Origin of the sequence: Kitasatospora sp. NPDC002227 (assembly GCF_040296285.1) — a bacterium.
GTDB lineage: Bacteria > Actinomycetota > Actinomycetes > Streptomycetales > Streptomycetaceae > Kitasatospora.
Genome location: NZ_JBEOWY010000031.1, coordinates 28,403 through 45,260, shown reverse-complemented (window position 1 = coordinate 45,260; position 16,858 = coordinate 28,403). Strand labels below are relative to the sequence as shown.

The 16,858-nt window shown below is 74.5% G+C and carries 14 protein-coding genes; 4 read left to right on the top strand and 10 right to left on the bottom strand.

The features are described 5' to 3' along the window. Positions 1–21: 21 nt before the first annotated feature. Together ABT095_RS24990 and ABT095_RS24985 are read right to left on the bottom strand one after the other, a co-directional pair. On the bottom strand, positions 22–2,043 hold the full coding sequence (locus ABT095_RS24990; protein WP_350531721.1) for an FAD-dependent oxidoreductase: 2,022 nt from the start codon (positions 2,041–2,043) through the stop codon (positions 22–24). An 81-nt stretch (positions 2,044–2,124) separates the two neighbouring features. Then, on the bottom strand, positions 2,125–2,841 hold the full coding sequence (locus ABT095_RS24985) for a TetR/AcrR family transcriptional regulator (RefSeq protein WP_350531720.1): 717 nt from the start codon (positions 2,839–2,841) through the stop codon (positions 2,125–2,127). Between the two features lie 206 nt (positions 2,842–3,047). On the opposite strand from ABT095_RS24985, the gene ABT095_RS24980 reads away from it, so the two are divergent. Together ABT095_RS24980 and ABT095_RS24975 are read left to right on the top strand one after the other, a co-directional pair. Continuing rightward, entirely contained in the window at positions 3,048–4,502 is a 1,455-nt protein-coding gene (locus ABT095_RS24980; RefSeq protein ID WP_350531719.1) for an APC family permease, read from the top strand. Between the two features lie 83 nt (positions 4,503–4,585). After that, entirely contained in the window at positions 4,586–6,217 is a 1,632-nt protein-coding gene (locus ABT095_RS24975; RefSeq protein ID WP_350531718.1) for an amidohydrolase, read from the top strand. 35 nt (positions 6,218–6,252) lie between these two features. Here the strand turns inward: ABT095_RS24975 and ABT095_RS24970 are convergent, their stop codons facing one another. The 8 genes from ABT095_RS24970 to ABT095_RS24935 all read right to left on the bottom strand — a co-directional run bounded on the left by ABT095_RS24970 (position 6,253) and on the right by ABT095_RS24935 (position 13,550). Next, positions 6,253–6,780 (bottom strand): GNAT family N-acetyltransferase, encoded by a 528-nt coding sequence (locus tag ABT095_RS24970; RefSeq protein WP_350531717.1) that lies wholly within the window; start codon positions 6,778–6,780, stop codon positions 6,253–6,255. A 9-nt stretch (positions 6,781–6,789) separates the two neighbouring features. Next, positions 6,790–8,019: a cryptochrome/photolyase family protein gene (locus ABT095_RS24965; RefSeq protein WP_350531716.1), complete on the bottom strand. Its 1,230-nt coding sequence runs from the start codon at positions 8,017–8,019 to the stop codon at positions 6,790–6,792. Then, a complete protein-coding gene (locus ABT095_RS24960; protein ID WP_350531715.1) occupies positions 8,016–8,789 on the bottom strand; it encodes a DUF1295 domain-containing protein in 774 nt (257 codons plus the stop codon). The genes ABT095_RS24965 and ABT095_RS24960 overlap by 4 nt, the downstream gene beginning before the upstream one ends. A 5-nt stretch (positions 8,790–8,794) precedes the next feature. Continuing rightward, positions 8,795–10,066: a class I SAM-dependent methyltransferase gene (locus ABT095_RS24955; RefSeq protein ID WP_350531714.1), complete on the bottom strand. Its 1,272-nt coding sequence runs from the start codon at positions 10,064–10,066 to the stop codon at positions 8,795–8,797. After that, positions 10,063–10,809: a DUF1365 domain-containing protein gene (locus ABT095_RS24950; RefSeq protein WP_350531713.1), complete on the bottom strand. Its 747-nt coding sequence runs from the start codon at positions 10,807–10,809 to the stop codon at positions 10,063–10,065. The genes ABT095_RS24955 and ABT095_RS24950 overlap by 4 nt, the downstream gene beginning before the upstream one ends. Next, a complete protein-coding gene (locus ABT095_RS24945; RefSeq protein ID WP_502884994.1) occupies positions 10,806–12,161 on the bottom strand; it encodes an NAD(P)/FAD-dependent oxidoreductase in 1,356 nt (451 codons plus the stop codon). Before ABT095_RS24945 ends, ABT095_RS24950 begins: the two co-directional genes overlap by 4 nt. A 61-nt stretch (positions 12,162–12,222) precedes the next feature. Continuing rightward, positions 12,223–12,987: an anti-sigma factor gene (locus tag ABT095_RS24940; protein ID WP_350531711.1), complete on the bottom strand. Its 765-nt coding sequence runs from the start codon at positions 12,985–12,987 to the stop codon at positions 12,223–12,225. Continuing rightward, positions 12,984–13,550 carry a sigma-70 family RNA polymerase sigma factor gene (locus ABT095_RS24935; RefSeq protein ID WP_502884996.1) on the bottom strand — a complete coding sequence of 189 codons (567 nt, stop codon included), beginning with the start codon at positions 13,548–13,550 and terminating at the stop codon, positions 12,984–12,986. Before ABT095_RS24935 ends, ABT095_RS24940 begins: the two co-directional genes overlap by 4 nt. Positions 13,551–13,733: 183 nt before the next feature. Between ABT095_RS24935 and ABT095_RS24930 the strand changes: the two genes are divergently transcribed. Next, the gene (locus ABT095_RS24930) at positions 13,734–15,233 is read left to right on the top strand and encodes an SDR family oxidoreductase (RefSeq protein WP_350531709.1); all 1,500 of its coding nucleotides are present in this window, start codon (positions 13,734–13,736) and stop codon (positions 15,231–15,233) included. A gap of 42 nt (positions 15,234–15,275) precedes the next feature. Next, the gene (locus tag ABT095_RS24925; protein ID WP_350531708.1) at positions 15,276–16,841 is read left to right on the top strand and encodes a molybdopterin-dependent oxidoreductase; all 1,566 of its coding nucleotides are present in this window, start codon (positions 15,276–15,278) and stop codon (positions 16,839–16,841) included. The last annotated feature ends 17 nt before the right edge of the window (positions 16,842–16,858 follow it).

Below are 16,858 nucleotides of genomic sequence, written 5' to 3'. Positions count from 1 at the left end.
CCGAAGCGCCCTCGCGGAGTGCTACAGCGTGGCCGCCAGGCGGGTGCCCTGGTCGATGGCGCGCTTGGCGTCCAGCTCGGCGGCCAGGTCGGCGCCGCCGATCAGGTGCGCGGCCACGCCGAGGGCCGCGAGCTCCTCGTGCAGGGTGCGGCGCGGTTCCTGGCCGGTGCAGAGCACGACGTGGTCGACGGGCACGACCTGGGCCTGGCCGTCCACCGTGATGTGCAGGCCCTCGTCGTCGATCCGGTCGTAGCTCGCGCCGGCGACGGTGGTGACGCCGCGGTGCTTGAGCTCGGTGCGGTGGATCCAGCCGGTGGTCTTGCCCAGGCCCGCGCCGACCTTGCTGGTCTTGCGCTGGAGCAGGGTCACGGTGCGCGGCGAGACCGGCCGGACGGGCGCGGCCAGGCCGCCGGGGGTGGTGTGCTCGGTGTCCACGCCCCACTGCTCGAAGAAGGCCGCCGGGTCCAGCGCGGCCGAGCGGCCCGGGTCGGTCAGGTACTCGGCCACGTCGAAGCCGATCCCGCCCGCGCCGAGGATCGCCACCCGCGCGCCGACCTCGACCTCGCCCCGCAGCACCTCCAAGTACCCGACCACGCTGGGGTGTTCTGCCCCCTCGATCGACGGCACCCGCGGCGTCACGCCGGTGGCGACCACGATCTCGTCGAAGCCCTCACCGGCCAGCACCGCGGCGGTGACGGTGGCGCCGAGCCGCAACTCAACCTTCAGCGCCTCCAGTTGGTACCGGTAGTAGCGCAGCGTCTCGTCGAACTCCTGCTTGCCGGGCACCTTTCGGGCGATGTTGAGCTGCCCGCCGACCTCTTCGGCGGCATCGAAGAGCGTGACCGAGTGCCCGCGCTCGGCCGCGGTGACGGCGCAGGCGAGCCCGGCCGGGCCGGCCCCGATCACGGCAACCCGCTTGCGCAGCCTGGTCGGTGCGAGCACCAGCTCGGTCTCGTGGCAGGCCCGCGGGTTGACCAGGCAGGAGGTGATCTTCCCGCTGAAGGTGTGGTCCAGGCAGGCCTGGTTGCAGCCGATGCAGGTGTTGATCGCCTCGGACGAACCGGCGGCGGCCTTCGCCACGAACTCCGGGTCGGCCAGCAGCGGACGGGCCAGCGAGACCAGGTCGGCCCGGCCCTCGGCGAGCAACTGCTCGGCCAGCTCAGGGGTGTTGATCCGGTTGCTGGTCACCAGCGGGATGCCGACCGAGCCCATCAGCTTCTTGGTGACCCAGGTGTACGCACCGCGCGGCACCGAGGTGGCGATGGTGGGGATGCGCGCCTCGTGCCAGCCGATGCCGGTGTTGATGATGGTCGCGCCCGCCGCCTCGATCGCCTGGGCGAGCTGGACCACCTCGGCCAGCGTCGAGCCGCCCGGGATGAGGTCGAGCATGGAGAGCCGGTAGATGACGATGAAGTCGCTGCCGAGGCGCTCGCGCACCCGCCGGACGATCTCGACCGGGAAGCGCATCCGGTTCTCGTAGCTGCCGCCCCAGCGGTCGGTGCGCCGGTTGGTGGGCGCGGCGACGAACTCGTTGATCAGGTAACCCTCGGAGCCCATGATCTCGACGCCGTCGTAGCCCGCGTCCCGCGCGAGCGAGGCGCAGCGGACGAAGTCCTCGACGGTCTGCTCGACCTGCTCGTCGGTCAGCTCGTTCGGCACGAAGGGGCTGATCGGGGCCTGCAGGGCGCTCGGGGCGACCAGGTCCTCGTGGTAGGCGTAGCGGCCGAAGTGCAGGATCTGCATCGCGATCCTGCCGCCGGCGGCGTGCACGGCCTCGGTGACGACGCGGTGCTCGGCCGCCTCCTGCTCGGTGGTCAGCTTGGCGCCGCCGCCCCAGGGCCGCCCGGCCTCGTTGGGGGCGATCCCGCCGGTGACGATCAGGCCGACACCGCCGCGAGCCCGGGTCGCGTAGAACTCGGCCATCCGCTCGAAGCCGTTCGCGGCCTCCTCCAGGCCGACGTGCATCGAGCCCATGATCACCCGGTTCGGCAGGGTGGTGAAGCCCAGGTCGAGCGGGCTCAGCAGGTGCGGGTACGCGGTCATGCGGCGCCTCCTCGGCGGTGTGGTCGCCCCACCGTAGAGGCCGCGCCAACCCTTATGCAACTAGTTGCACAAGCAGGTTCGTCACACCCCCTCCCCGCGCAGCAGAGCCAGCCGCGCGGCCGCCGCCGCGAGCAGCAGGTCCAGTGCGAGCGGGTACCCGCTGCCCGCCATCTCCCGGGTGAGCAGCCCCGCCGTGGCCGCGATGTTGGGGTGGGTGTGCGTCGACAGCCGGGCGTAGCGCTCCTGCCAGACCCCTTCGTCGGCCTGCCGGGCCGGCCCCGGCAGGGCGTCGGCTGCCGCGTCGAGGATCGCGAAGCCGAGCCCCTGGTCGACGAAGGCGTGGTAGATCCGCACCGCCTCCGGGTCGGGGAAGCCGGCCCTCCGCAGCACGCCGAGGATGTTCTCCACCGCCGCCGCCTCGTGCCGCCGCCCGGTGGTGCGGTAGCCCGCCAGCCGGGCCGCCTGCGGGTGGGAGCGGTAGCAGGAGTGGATCCGCAGGCCGATCGCGCGCAGATCGGCCTGCCAGTCCCCGGTCGGCTCCCAGCCGCACTGGGCCCGCCCGATCAGCTCGTCCGCGACGGCCAGCAGCAGGTCGTCGGCCGTGCGGAAGTAGCGGTAGAGCGCGGTGGGGTCGGCGCCGAGCGCGAGCCCGAGGCGTCGTACGGTGAGCGCCTCGCTGCCGTGCTGGGCCAGCAGCCGCAGCGCCGTCTCGACGATCACCTCCTCGGAGAGCACCGTGCCGCTCTTGGTGGGCTTGCGTCGCCTACGCTGTGCTTCGGGTACGACCCGGTCGTTCATCGGCTGGACCACCCTTCCGGCAGACCGGACCTCGCTCCGGTACCCGCACCTTATGTCAACGGCGTTGACGCGTGAAGGCCGCGCAGAGTTTCATGTGCAGCCACCGGGGCCGTGACCAGGCCCCTTCGCGCAAGGCGGTGGGTACATTGGGAGCAGTCACCAAGGACTCGGCGAGAGCCACCCAGGTGGCGGGGTCACACACGACGATGCGCAAGTCGCTCGGTGTGGTGGACGGCGTGGTGCTCGCCGCGTCCAGTACGGCGGCCACCTCCAGTATCGGCATCGGGCTCGGCCTGATCGCCGGGATCGTCGGGCTGCACCTGCCGGCCGTCATGCTGGTCTCCTTCCTCCCGGTGGTGGCGATCGCCGGGGCCTACGGCCGCCTCAACCGGGTCGAGCCCAACGCCGGCAACTCCTACACCTGGGTCGGCCGCACGCTGAACCCGTGGCTCGGCTTCCTGACCGGCTGGGTCAACGTGGTCGGCACCATCGTCTTCCTCGCCTACACCGTCGCCGTCACCGGCTCCGCACTGCTCCAGCTGGCCGGCCAGGCCGGGCTGCACAGCATCGGCTCGCTCGCCCTCGACCCGGACACCACCTGGCAGGCCACCCTGCTCGGCATGACCGTGCTCATCGGCGCCACCGTGGTCGCCGTCCGGGGCGTGGCACTGGCCACCCGGCTGCAGAAGTACCTGTTGGTCTTCGAGTACGCGGTACTGCTCGGCTTCTGCGGCTACGGCCTGTTCGCCGGCACCCAGCCCTTCTCGCTCTCCTGGTTCGACCCCTTCGCGATCCCCTCGCTGAGCGCGCTGGCCCAGGGCATGATCCAGGCCGTCTTCTGCTACTGGGGCTTCGAGGCCGTCTTCACCGTCGGCGAGGAGGTCCGCGACCCCAAGGACGCCTCCCGCGGGGGCCAGATCGCCCTGGTCACCGTGCTCGCGCTCTTCATGCTCGCCTCCACCGCCTTCCAGCGCGTCCTCCCGCTGGACGAGCTGGCCGGCAACGGCGCCAACGGGCTGACCTACTTCGGCGAGCGGCTCGCCCACCAGCCGCTCGCCGCGCTGCCGCTGGTCGCCCTCACCCTCTCCGCCGTCGCCTCGCTGCAGGCCAACGTCATCCCCTCCGCCCGGGGGATGTACGCGATGGGCCGCGACCGCACCGTCGGCAGGATCTGGACCCGGATCCACCCCAAGTACGCGACCCCGGTGGCCGGCACCATGCTGCTCACCGCGCTGGCCGCCGTCATCTCGCTGGTCATGCTGGTCATCCCGACCGTCACCCAGCTGATCAACGCCGCCGTCAACGGCATTGGCATCGTGGTCTCCCTCTACTACGCGCTCACCGCCGTCGCCGCCGCCGTCCGCTTCCGCGGCCTGCTGCGCACCGCCCCATCGGAGGCGCTGCGCGCCGTGGTCGCCCCGCTGCTCGGCGCCACTGTGCTGCTGGCCGTCGGCGGGTACCTCGCCTGGACCTTCTACGACTCGGCCGACCACTTCGAGCTGAGCGCCGACAACGGCTGGTTCCAGCTGCTCTGCCCCGCCCTGATGATCATCAGCGGGCTCTGTGTGGCCGCCTGGGCCAAGTACCGCCGCAAGTCCGAGTACTTCCTGACCGGGCGCGGCACCGACGCCGAGGCCGCCGACCTGATCGCCTCCGCCTGAAACACCCCCCGGGTGCGGGCCTCCCCCGGCAGGCTGTCGGGGGCAACCCCTGGCCCGCGCCCCCCACTTCTGGAGCAACTCCCTTGAACCACGCCGATCTCGTCTTCACCAACGGCCCCGTCTTCACGGCCGACGCCGCCCGCACCCGCGCCACCAGCCTCGCCGTCACCGGCGAGCGGATCACGGCCGTCGGCCACGACGAGGTCCGCGAGCTGATCGGCCCGAGGACCGAGGTGGTCGACCTCGCCGGAAAGCTGCTGATCCCCGGCTTCCAGGACTCGCACATCCACGCGGTGTACGGGGGCGTGGAGCTCGGCGAGTGCGACCTGAGCGACACCGTCGGGGTGGACGAGTACCTGCGGCGGGTCCGTGCCTTCGCCGAGGCGCACCCCGAGCGGGAGTGGATCACCGGCAGCGGCTGGTCGCTGGAGAGCTTCGAGGGCGGTCTGCCGACCCGGCAGCTGCTCGACAGCGTGGTGGCCGACCGGCCGGTCTACCTGCTCAACCGCGACCACCACGGAGCCTGGGCCAACTCCCGTGCCCTGGAGCTGGCCGGCCTCACCAAGGACACCCCGGACCCGGCGGACGGCCGGATCGAGCGCGAGCCGGACGGCACCCCCGGCGGCACCCTCCAGGAGGGCGCGACCGGCCTGGTCGCCCGCCTGGTGCCGCCCACCAGCGCCGAGGACCGCCTGGCGGGCCTGCACCGCGCCCAGCAGCTGCTGCACTCGCTCGGCATCACCGGCTGGCAGGATGCCCTGCTCGGCGTCTTCAACGGCCAGCCTGACCCGTCCGACGCCTACCTCACCGCCGCCCGAGCGGGCACCCTGACCGCCCGGGTCCGCGGCGCGCTCTGGTGGGATCGCGACCGCGGCGCCGACCAGATCCCCGAACTGGTCGCCCGCCGCGCCGAGTTGCGGCACGGCCGGTTCCGCGCCGACTCGATCAAGATCATGCAGGACGGCATCGCCGAGAACTTCACCGCGGCGCTCGGCAGCCCGTACCTGGACGGCTGCGGCTGCGCCACCGCCAACAGCGGGCTGAGCTTCGTCGACCCGGCGGCGCTGCGCGAGTACGTCACCGAGCTGGACTGGCTCGACTTCCAGGTGCACTTCCACGCCCTGGGCGACCGGGCCGTACGCGAAGCCCTGGACGCCGTGGCCGCCGCCCGCGCCACCAACGGCCACCGGGCCACCCGCCACCACCTGGCCCACCTGCAGGTGGTGCACCCGGACGACATCGCGCGCTTCGCGCAGCTCGGCGCGATCGCCAACATCCAGCCGCTCTGGGCCTGCCACGAGGCGCAGATGGACGAGCTCACCATCCCCTTCCTCGGGCCCGAGCGAGCCGCCTGGCAGTACCCGTTCGGCGACCTGCTGCGCGCCGGGGCCACCCTGTGCGCGGGCAGCGACTGGCCGGTCAGCAGCCCGGACCCGCTGGCGGGCCTGCACGTGGCCGTCAACCGCCTGGAGCCGGGCACCGACCACGGCCGGGTCTTCTACCCCGAGCAGCGGATCGACCTCACCAGCGCCCTCACCGCCTACACGGCCGGGTCCGCCCACGTGAACGGCTTCGACGACGCCGGCAGCCTCCAGGTGGGCCACCTCGCCGACCTGGTGGTGCTGGACCGCGACATCCTCACCGCCGATCCGCTGACCGTCGCCGACGCCAAGGTCGAGCAGACCTTCGTGGGCGGGGCCCGCGTCTTCGGCTGACCAGCGGTGCAGACCTCGCCGGCCGGGAGCGCCGCTCAGTCGAACTCCGGCTCCCGGTCGGCGAAGCAGTGCATCGGCACGCCGTCCCAGTGGTCCTTCTCACGCAGGCCGAAGTCGGTCAGCCCGAGCCGGGTGGCGACCACGGACGAGGCGGCGTTCTCCGCGTGCACCCAGGCCACGAACAGCGCCTGGGGGTCGATCTCCCGCGCCCGCCGACGGGCCGCCAGCGCCAGCTCGGTGGCGTAGCCGTGGCCCCAGTGCGCGGGCGCGAAGCGGTAGTAGACGTTCCAGAACGCCTTGCGCCGCTCCGCCCCGCCGACCCCGATCACCTCGCCGCTCTCCCGCAGCCGCACCGTCCAGTAGCCCAGGCCCCGCTGCTCCCAGCCCAGTCGTGAGCGCTCGACCCACTCCCGGACGGCCTCGGGCCGCTCGAAGCGGTGGCTGTCCAGGTAACGGCTGGTCTCCGGAGCCGACTTGATGCGGTACAGCTCGGCCACGTCCTCGACCGCCACCGGCCGCAGGTCGAGCCGTTCGGTCAGCAGGAGGTCCGGGGCGCCAGTCATGCCTCGAGCCTACTCGTGGCCCGCCCGGTAGGTCGAAGCCAGTTCGGGGCACCAGCGGAGCACGTACGCGCCGTCCGGGTCGTACCGCGCCGCCTGGCGGTAGGGGTTGAGCACCCGGTTGGGGCGGGTGTCGGTACCGGTTCCGGCCACCCACTGCCAGTTGAGCTGGTTGTTGGCCAGATCGCCGTCCACCAGCAGGCTGAGGAAGTGCCGGGCGCCGACCCGCCAGTCGTGCCCGAGCGTCTTGGTGAGGTAACTGGCCGTCAGCATCCTGGCCCGGTTGTGCATCCAGCCTTCGTGGGCGAGCTGCCGCATGCCCGCGTCCACGATCGGCACGCCGGTGCGCCCCTCCCGCCAGGCCTGGGCCTCCGCCTCGTCCACCCGCCAGACCTTGCCCCTGTCCCGGTAGTCCTGCCAGGCGGCCTGCGGGGTGGCGGCCAGCACCTGGTGGTGGAAGTCCCGCCAGGCCAGCTGCCGGACGAAGGCCGCCGGGCCCGGGCCCTCCTCCGAGGCGGCCCGGGCGACCAGTTCGGCGGCGGAGAGGCAGCCGAAGTGCAGGTACGGGGAGAGGTGGGAGGTGGCGTCGGCGGCCAGGTCGTCGTGCAGCGCGTCGTAGTGCTCGGCCGACCAGCGCCGCCAGTGCCGGCGTGCCGCGCTCTCGCCCCCGGGCGCCAGCGCGGGCGAGTCGGGCTCGGCGGTGGGCACCGGCAGGCTCTCCATGCCCTCCGGAGTGGCCAGGCTGCGCGGGGCCGGCAGCGGGGTGCGGCGCTCGGCCTGCTGCCAGGCCCGGTGGTACGGGGTGAAGACGGCGTAGTGCGACTTGCCCGCAGGGGTCACGGCGCCCGGGGCGACCACCGTCAGCGACCCCTCGTGCACCCGCAACCGGCCGCCCAGGGCGCTGTGCAGCTCCCGCTCCCGGCGCTGGGCGAAGCCGCTCACCCCGGCCGCGACGTGCACACTCGACGCTCCGAGCTGCTCGGCCAGCCGTACCGTCCGGGCCACCGTCCGCCCCTCCCGCAGGATCAGCCGGCTGCCGGCCCTGCGCAGCGAGGTGTCCAGATCGGTCAGGCAGTCCGCCAGGAAGGCCATCCGGTTCGGGCAGGGGAAGCCCCCGGCCGCGATGTCGGTGTCCAGCACGAACAGCGGCACCACCTGATCGGCGGCCCGCCGGGCGGCGTGCAGCGCAGGGTTGTCGTGCAGACGCAGGTCCTGGGTGAACAGGACGATGGAGACGGTCACTTGCGCGGTCCTCGAGGTGGCAGGGGCAGGAAGGGGCTGGTCCGGGCGGCGTACTCGGCCCAGCCGGGGCGGGTCGCGCCCAGGCGGCGCTCCAGCATCGGCTTTCCGCTGCCGAAGGCCAGCAGCCAGGTCATCAGCAGGGGGCAGGGCAGCAGCGCCCAGCCGGCCGGCGTGCCGAGCACCGGCAGGGTGAGGCCCCACCAGACGCAGGCGTCGCCGAAGTAGTTGGGGTGGCGGGTCCAGGATCGCAGTCCGGTGGTGAGCAGCTGCCCGTGGTGCGCCGGGTCGGCCTGGAACCGGGCCAGCTGGGCGTCGGCCACCGCCTCGAAGGCCAGGCCGACGGCCCAGAGCGCGGTGCCCGCCGCGGCCAGGGCCGGTGTGGGGGAGGGCAGGCGGGTGGCGGCCTGGACGGGCAGCGAGACGAACCAGACGATCAGCGCCTGCAGCAGGTAGACCTTCCGCAGCGCGTAGCTCCTGCTGCCCGGGGCGCGCGAGAGCATGGCAGCGTAGCGCGGGTCCTCCCCCGCGCCCCGGGCGCGCCACCACAGGTGCGCCGCGAGCCGCACGCCCCACACCGTCACCAGCACGGTGGCGAGCAGGCCCCGCCCGCCGGTCAGCCCGCACCCGGTCAGGCCGACCGCGGCGAAGGCGAGCCCCCAGGCCACGTCCACACCCCGGTGCCGCCCGGTGCGCACGCCGACCACGAAGGCCGCGAGCAGCACGGCGAGCACCACGGCGGCCGTGACGGCGAGTTGCGCGGCGAACGGCACCGGCCTCAGGCCTCCCTGGTCAGCAGCAGCTGCCGCACGTCCAGGTAACCGGTGCGGAACCCCGCCTCGGAGTACGCCAGGTAGAGCCGCCACATCCGCCGGAACACCTCGTCGAAGCCGAGCGCCGCGACCTCCTCGCCGCGCGCCGTGAAACGCTCGCGCCACAGCCGCAGTGTCTCGGCGTAGTGCGGCCCGAAACTGGCGGCGGCGGTCAGCCGCAGGGTGGTGGCCCGCTCGGCGGTCTCCGCGATCGCCCGGACGGAGGGGATCAGCCCGCCGGGGAAGACGTACTTGAGGATCCAGGTGTACGTCTCCCCCGAGGCGACCATCCGCTCGTGCGGCATGGTGATCGCCTGCAGCGCGACCCGGCCGCCGGGGGCCAGCACCCGGTCCAGGGTGGCGAAGTAGCTCGGCCAGTACTCCTTGCCGACCGCCTCGATCATCTCCACGCTGACCACCGCGTCGTACTGGCCGGTCACCGCCCGGTAGTCGCACAGCCGCACCTCGGCCCGGCCGGACTGCCCGGCGGCGGCGATCCGGCGGCGGGCCAGCGCGAGCTGCTGCTCGGAGAGCGTCAGGCTGACCACCTCGGCACCCCGGGCGGCCGCCCGCAGGGCCAACTCGCCCCAGCCGGTGCCGATTTCCAGCAGGCGGGTGCCGGGGCCGACCCGGGCCAGGTCGAGCAGGCGGTCGATCTTCCGGCGTTGGGCGGCGGCCAGACCCGTCCGGTCCGCCAGCGGGCAGCCGTCGGCACCGGTCGGGAACACGGCCGAGGAGTAGGTCAGGGTCGGGTCGAGGAAGAGCGCGAAGAGCTCGTTCGACAGGTCGTAGTGCCGGGCGATGTTGCCCTTGGCCTGCTCCCGGCTGCCCCGCTCGGCCGCCGGGGGCCGCTGGACGTACACCCGGCGCAGCGGCTGCGCCCACCCCGGCACCAGGTGCTCCGGGGCGGCGGCGAGCACGGTCAACAGGCCCACCAGGTCGGGCGCGTCCCAGTCCCCGGCCTGGTAGGACTCGCCGAAGCCGATCAGCCCGCCGGCGCCGACCCGGTGGCAGAAGGTCTCCGGCCGGTACAGCCGCAGCACCGGGCTCCCCGGCGGGACGGGCACCAGGCTGCGGCCGTCGGGAAGCCGCACGTCGATGCCGCGCCGGCGGGCGATCCGGTGCAGGAGTCTGCGCGCCACCGCCGCGCGCAGCGGCACCCGGGGCACCCGGGCGACGTCGGGCCAGCGCAACGGGTCCACCGTGGTGGGGAGTTCGGTCAGGGTACGGGTGCTCATGGCTGGTCCACCTTCTCCCGGTCGGGGCGTGGCTGGACGGGCAGGCCGCGCAGCAGCAGTCGGATACCCTGGTATCGGATGTGCATGCTGACGGCGAAGGTGGCGCCGGGGTGCCGCAGTGCGGCGGCCAGCAACGCCCTTGCCCCGGCCGGACGTCGGACCCCGCGCACGGTGGCGGTGAAGGCCGGGCCGTCGGTGCGTTCGAGCCGGATGGTCAGGTCGAGCCGCGCGCCGGGCTCGGGCAGCCGCATCCGGTACCGGCCGTCCACCGGGAAGAACGGCGAGACGTAGAACTCCTTGTCGGCGTCGGCCCAGCCGTCGGCCGTCGGGCGCAGCAGGTAACGGTGCTGTCCGCCATAGGTGTTGTGCACTTCGGCGACCACGCAGACCGGCCGCCCGGCCGGGTCGTGGCACCAGTAGACCGTGAGCGGGTTGAACACGTGGCCGAGCGAGCGGGCCTGGGTGAGCATCAGCACCCGGCCGCCCTCGAGCTCCACTCCCGCCAGGGCCAGGTAGGTGTCCAGATTCTGACGGAGCGTCATCTCGTGGGACCCCGGATGGTCCTTCGCGCGGAACCGGGCCAGCGGGCGCAGCACGGCGGGCACCGGCGGCAGGTGGTCGAGGTCGACCAGCCACAGGTAGGTGCGGTGGGTGAAGGCGTGGCTCAGCGGGGTGCGGCGGGCGTGGCCGATCGTCGTCTCGTACAGCGCCGCGCCCCAGGGGCCGGGCAGGGCGGTGTTCATGGCACCACCTCCGTGGTGCGGGCGGCGGAGCCTGGGGCCTGCCTGGCCGGCAGCACGGTCCGGCCAGGCCCCAGCAGCGCGGCGGCGGCCTCCGCCCCCGAGCGGCAGCCGTCCTCGTGGAAGCCCCAGCCGTGGTAGGCCCCGGCGAACGCCGTTCTGCCGGTGGCGAGTTCGGGCAGCCGGCGCTGGGCGGCGAGGGTCTCGGCGGTGTAGACGGGGTGCTCGTAGACCGTCCGGGAGAGCACCGCCTCGGGCGGCACGGGGTGGGTGCGCGGCTCGTTGAGGGTGACCAGGTACTGCTCCGGGGTGTCCAGGCCGAGCAGCCGGTTGAGGTGGTAACTGACTTGGACGTTGCGGGAGTTGTTGGTGCAGCTCGGCATCAGGTAGTTCCAGGAGGCGCGGGCCCAGACCGCCCGGGGCAGGCGGGAGGCGTCCCGGTGCAGCACGGTGGGGTTGCGGGAGTACCGGAACGCGCCGAGCACCTCGCGTTCGGCGGCGGTCGGGTCGGCGAGCAGCCGGAGCGCCTGGTCGGCATGGGTGGCGATCACCACGGCGGCCGCCTCGTGGGTGGCGCCGTCCTTGGTGGTCACCGTCACCCCGTCGGCGTGCCGCACCACCGCCCGGACGGGGGCGCCCCGGTGCACCGCGCTCAGCCGTTCGGCGATCCGCTCCACGTAGGTGGCGGAGCCGCCGACCACGGTGCGCCAGGTCGGTGAGCCGGTGACGCCGAGCAGGCCGTGGTTGTCCAGGAAGGCGAACAGGTACCGGGCCGGGTAGTCGCCCGCGAGGTCCGGGGCGCAGGACCAGACGGCGGCCACCAGCGGGGTCACGAAGTGCGCGTCGAAGTACCGCCCGAAGCCGCACTCGGCGAGGAACTCCCGCAGGGTCGGCTCCCCGCTCCCCGGATCCGCGAGCAGCCGCCGGGCCCGGTGGTGGAACACCGGTACCTGCGCCAGCATCCGCAGGTACCGCCCCCGCAGCAGCACGTCCGGCCGCGCCAGCAGCCCGGCCGGCCCCCGGGCCCCCGCATACTCGAGGCCGCAGCCCTCGCACCGCACCGACATGCTCATCTCGCTCGGCCTGGTCCGCACCCCCAGCTCCCGGAACAGCGCCGTCAGCCGGGGGTACGTCCGCTGGTTGTGCACCAGGAACCCGGTGTCCAACGCCACCGCCCGCCCGTCCGCGCCCGTCACCCGCTGCGTGTGGGCATGCCCTCCGAGCCGCCCCTGCGCCTCGAACAGCACCACCTCGGCCCCGGCCCGCCGCAACTCGTACGCCGCCGTCAGCCCCGCCACCCCGGAGCCGACCACGGCGACCCTGCCACTGCTCTCGTATCGCGTCACACCGGTCATTCGGAGCCGCTCGCCGGACGGATTGGTCAGCTGCCGGGAGGACCACGACCCAGTGCGGCCGTCAGCCGAAGGCGAGGAGCATGACCGGTCGGCCGGTCGGGTGGAGGGAACCGCCGGCCGGCTCCAGGGTGACGCCGACGCCCGATGCGCCGTCGATGGCGCCGGTCAGGAGGACCGATCCGCCTGCGCCGGGTAGCAGGCCGGCGGGCCGCATGGTGCCGGCGTCGTCGTACCAGAGCTGGTAGGTGGTGCCGGCCTTCGGCTGTGGGAGTCCGGCGGCCAGGAAGGCTGCCTGGCCGCGGGCGGGCGACCAGACCACGGTGCCGCTGCCGGCGCCGTCCCGGGCGCTGACCGTCCGGGCGTCCGGCGCCGCGAGCAGGGCGGCGAAGCGGGCGGCGGAGGCTGCCGACGCCGAGGCGGCGGCCTGGGCGGCGGCCGCCCGGTCGCGGGCCTGGTCGGCCTCGCGGTGCTGCTGCACGGCGAGGCCGCCGAGCCCCACCGCCCCGGCCACCGAGGCCGCCAGCGCGAACCGGCCCCATCGCCGGGCGGGCCACCGCCGCCGCGCCCCGGCCGGGGAGACCGCGGCGACCGGCGCCAGCTGCCGCACCTCCGGCAGCGCCGCCAGCACCTGCTCCTTCAGACCGGCCGGCGGCGCGGCCGCCTCCGCCGCCCCGAGCCGCGCGAGCGTCTCGGCGAACTCCGCGACCTCCCCCGCGCAGGCCGAGCACCGGGCCAGGTGCCGCTCGAAGCCCTCCCGCTCGGCCGCGTCCAGCGCATGGGCGGCGTAAGCACCGCTGAGCGTGTGCAGATCGGGCGTCGTGCTCATGACCCCACCCCCAGGCAGTCGCGGAGGCGGATCAGTCCGTCCCGCATCCGGGTCTTGACCGTGCCGAGCGGCGCGCCGAGCATGTCGGCGACCTCCCGGTAGGAGTACCCCCGGTAGTAGGCCAGGGTCACCGACTCGCGCTGCAGCTCGGTGAGGGTGCGCAGACAGCGGCGGACCTGCTCCCGCTCCAGCCGCCCCTCCGCCTGCTCGGCGGTCTCGTCGAAGACGGGCGTGTGCGACCGCGCGGCGGCCAGTTGGTCCCGGTCGGCGGCGGCCTGCGCGGAGCGGACCCGGTCGACGGCCCGCCGGTGCGCCATGGTCAGCACCCAGGGGAGCACCTCGCCCCGGTCCGGCCGGTAGCGCGCGGCGGTGCGCCAGAGCTCGAGCATGACCTCCTGGGTCACCTCCTCCGACTGCGCCGAATCCCGCAGCACCCGCCGGACCAGCCCGAACACCGGCCCGGCCACCGCGTCGTACAGCCGCCCGAAGGCGTCGTGGTCCCCGAAGGCGACCTTGGCGACCAGCTCCTTGAGCTCCGGCCCACGCCAGCGCGGCGTGGGCAGCGGCACGACGGTACTCACCCCGCCACCTCCCCCACGCCGTTCGGACGGACGGCAGGCATGGCAAACCTCCACGAGTGGACCACCCGGCGGCCAGCCCGCCGACACCCGCCATTCGGAGCCGCTCACGGGCCGGATTGGTGCACGCTGGAATCCCGATCATTCTCCCGCGTCCCAGGAGCAACCATGGCCTCCACCGCCCCGCGCCGCTGCCTGGTCACCGGCGCGACCGGCTACCTCGGCGGCCGGCTGGTGCCGGAGCTGCTGGCAGCGGGGCACTCCGTACGCTGCCTGGTCCGCGACCCGTCCCGGCTGCGGGACCTCCCCTGGCGGGCCGAGGTCGAGGCGGTGGCCGCCGACGTGACCAGGCCGGCGACCCTCGAGGGCGCGTTCGACGGCGTCGAGGTGGCCTACTACCTGGTGCACTCGCTCGCCACCGGCCCCGGCTTCGAGGAGACCGACCGCGCCGCGGCCCGCGCCTTCGGCGAGGCGGCGGCCAGGGCGGGCTGCCGCCGGATCGTCTACCTGGGCGGGCTCACCCCGCGCGGGGTGCCCGAGGAGCGGCTCTCCCCGCACCTGCGCTCGCGCGCCGAGACCGGCCGGGCCCTGCGCGCGGGCGGTGTGCCGGTGGTGGAGCTGCGCGCGGCCGTGGTGCTCGGCTCCGGCTCGGTCTCCTTCGAGATGCTGCGCTACCTCACCGAGCGCCTGCCGGTGATGGTCACCCCCAGCTGGGTGGACACCCGGATCCAGCCGATCGCCGTCCGCGACGTGCTGCGCTACCTCACCGAGGCCGCCGCGCTCCCCGAGCACCCGGGCGGGCCCGGCTTGCCGCCGGAGACCGACCGGTCCTTCGACCTCGGCGGGCCCGAGGTGCTGACGTACCGGGAGATGATGCAGCGTTACGCCCGCCTCACCGGCCTGCACCGCCGGGTGATCGTCCCGGTGCCGGTGCTCACGCCCCGGCTCTCCAGCCACTGGGTCGGCCTGGTCACCCCGGTGCCGAACGCGCTGGCCCGTCCGCTGGTCGAGTCGCTGCGGCACGAGGTGGTCCGGGGCGAACAGGACATCGACGGTCTGCTGCCCGGCCCCGCGCCGATCGGCTTCGACCAGGCGCTGCACCTGGCCCTGCGCCGCATCCGGGACGCCGAGGTCACCACCCGCTGGTCCTCCGCCTCCGTCCCGGGCGCGCCGAGCGACCCGCTGCCCACCGACCCGGACTGGGCGGGCGGCAGCCTGTACCAGGACGTGCGCGAGCGCACCGTGGACACCCCGCCGGAGACCGTCTGGCGGACGGTCGAGGGCATCGGCGGGGACAACGGCTGGTACTCGCTGCCGCTCGCCTGGGCCGTCCGGGGCCTGCTCGACCGGCTGGTCGGCGGGGTCGGCCTGCGGCGGGGCCGCCGCGACCCGCACCGGCTGCGGGTCGGCGACGCGCTGGACTTCTGGCGGGTCGAGGAGATCGAGCCCGGGCGGCTGCTGCGGCTGCGCGCCGAGATGCGGCTGCCCGGCCTGGCCTGGCTCGAACTGACCGTCACTCCCACCCCCGAGGGCCGCACCCACTACCGCCAGCGTGCCCTCTTCCACCCGCACGGCCTGGCCGGGCACGCCTACTGGTGGTCCGTCGCGCCCTTCCACTCCGTGGTGTTCAACGCGATGGCCGACCGGATCACCGGCCGCACCGCCTGAACACCGACCAATCCGGCCGCCCGGCCGCTCCGAAGACGGGGTGTGAGCACCGAGACCCGAACCCCCCGCCGCCGTGACGCCGTGACGCGTGCGGCGGGGTACGCGACGGCCGGGCTGGCGGCCGCCGCAGCGGCGGTCGGCGCCGGGGAGCTGGCGGCGGCGCTCATCGGGCCGGACAGCGCCCCCGTGGTCGCGGTCGGTTCCGCCGCCATCGACCTGACGCCGACTCCGCTCAAGGAGTACGCCGTCCGCACCTTCGGCACCCACGACAAGACGGTGCTGCTCGGCGGCATCTACCTGACCATGATCCTGCTCGCCGCCGTGGCCGGGATCATCGCCGCCCGCCGCCCCCGGCTCGGCGCCGCCCTCTTCCTGCTCTTCGCCGTGCTCGGCACCTGGGCCGCACTCTCCCGCCCCACCGCGACGCGGTCGGACGCCCTCCCCTCCCTGGTCGCCGGAGCCGTCGGCGCCGCGACCCTGCTCCTGCTCACCCGGCTGCGCCGCCGGGCGGCGCCCAGCGTCGCGGCCTCGCCCGCCGGGCCCGGTCGGCGCACGGTGCTCCTCGCCACCGGCGGCACCTTCGCCGCCGCCGCGCTCGCGGGCTACGGCGGCCGCCGCCTCGCCGACAGCCGGTACGACGTCTCCGCCGCCCGCGCGGCCGTCCGTCTCCCGGCCCCGGCCGTGCCCGCCCGGCCGATCCCGGCCGCCCACCCGGCCGTCCCGGGACTGCCGCCCTTCCGTACGCCCGACGCCGACTTCTACCGGGTCGACACCGACCTCACCCTGCCGAGGATCGACCCCCGCGACTGGGCCCTGCGCGTGCGCGGCCTGGTCGACCACCCGCTGATGCTGACCTTCGACGAGCTGCTGCGCCGCCCCCTCACCGAGCTGGACCACACCCTCAGCTGCGTCTCCAACGAGGTCGGCGGCCCGTACGTCTCCACCACCCGCTGGCTCGGCGCCTCGCTGCCGGAGCTGCTCCGACAGGCCCAAGTGCGGTCCGGGGCCGACCAGTTGGTGGGGCGTTCCAAGGACGGCATGTCGATCGGCACCCCGTTGGAGTCCGTCCTGGACGGCCGGACGGCGCTGCTCGCGGTCGGCATGGACGGCGAACCGCTGCCCGTCGCGCACGGCTTCCCCTGCCGTACCGTCGTGCCCGGCCTCTACGGCTACACCTCGGCCACCAAGTGGCTGGTGGACCTGGAGGTGACCACCTTCGCCGCGTACGACCCGTACTGGGTCAAGCGAGGCTGGGACCGGACCGGGACGGTCCGGACGGCCTCCCGGATCGACGTCCCGGCGCCGTTCGCCCGGGTGCCCGCCGGCGCCGTCACCGTGGCCGGGACGGCCTGGGCCACCCACCGGGGCATCGCCGCCGTCGAGGTGCGCCTCGACGGGGGGCCCTGGGCCGAGGCGCGGCTCGCGGCCGACGCAGGCCCTGACCTCTGGCGGCAGTGGAGCTACGAGTGGGCGAACGCCCGCCCTGGCACCCACCGGATCGAGGTCCGCGCCACCGACGGCACCGGCGCCGTCCAGCCCGAGGCCCGCACGACTCCCTTCCCCGCCGGGGCGACCGGCTGGCACAGCACCGTCGTCACCGTCACCTGAGACCTCTCCGACGCCGT

Excerpts from the sequence above, each read along its gene's own strand:
- ABT095_RS24990 (WP_350531721.1), bottom strand. The coding sequence starts at position 2,043 with ATGACCGCGTACCCGCACCTGCTGAGCCCGCTCGACCTGGGCTTCACC.
- ABT095_RS24985 (WP_350531720.1), bottom strand. The coding sequence starts at position 2,841 with ATGAACGACCGGGTCGTACCCGAAGCACAGCGTAGGCGACGCAAGCCC.
- ABT095_RS24980 (WP_350531719.1), top strand. The coding sequence starts at position 3,048 with ATGCGCAAGTCGCTCGGTGTGGTGGACGGCGTGGTGCTCGCCGCGTCC.
- ABT095_RS24970 (WP_350531717.1), bottom strand. The coding sequence starts at position 6,780 with ATGACTGGCGCCCCGGACCTCCTGCTGACCGAACGGCTCGACCTGCGG.
- ABT095_RS24955 (WP_350531714.1), bottom strand. The coding sequence starts at position 10,066 with ATGAGCACCCGTACCCTGACCGAACTCCCCACCACGGTGGACCCGTTG.
- ABT095_RS24950 (WP_350531713.1), bottom strand. The coding sequence starts at position 10,809 with ATGAACACCGCCCTGCCCGGCCCCTGGGGCGCGGCGCTGTACGAGACG.
- ABT095_RS24945 (WP_502884994.1), bottom strand. The coding sequence starts at position 12,161 with ATGACCGGTGTGACGCGATACGAGAGCAGTGGCAGGGTCGCCGTGGTC.
- ABT095_RS24940 (WP_350531711.1), bottom strand. The coding sequence starts at position 12,987 with ATGAGCACGACGCCCGATCTGCACACGCTCAGCGGTGCTTACGCCGCC.
- ABT095_RS24930 (WP_350531709.1), top strand. The coding sequence starts at position 13,734 with ATGGCCTCCACCGCCCCGCGCCGCTGCCTGGTCACCGGCGCGACCGGC.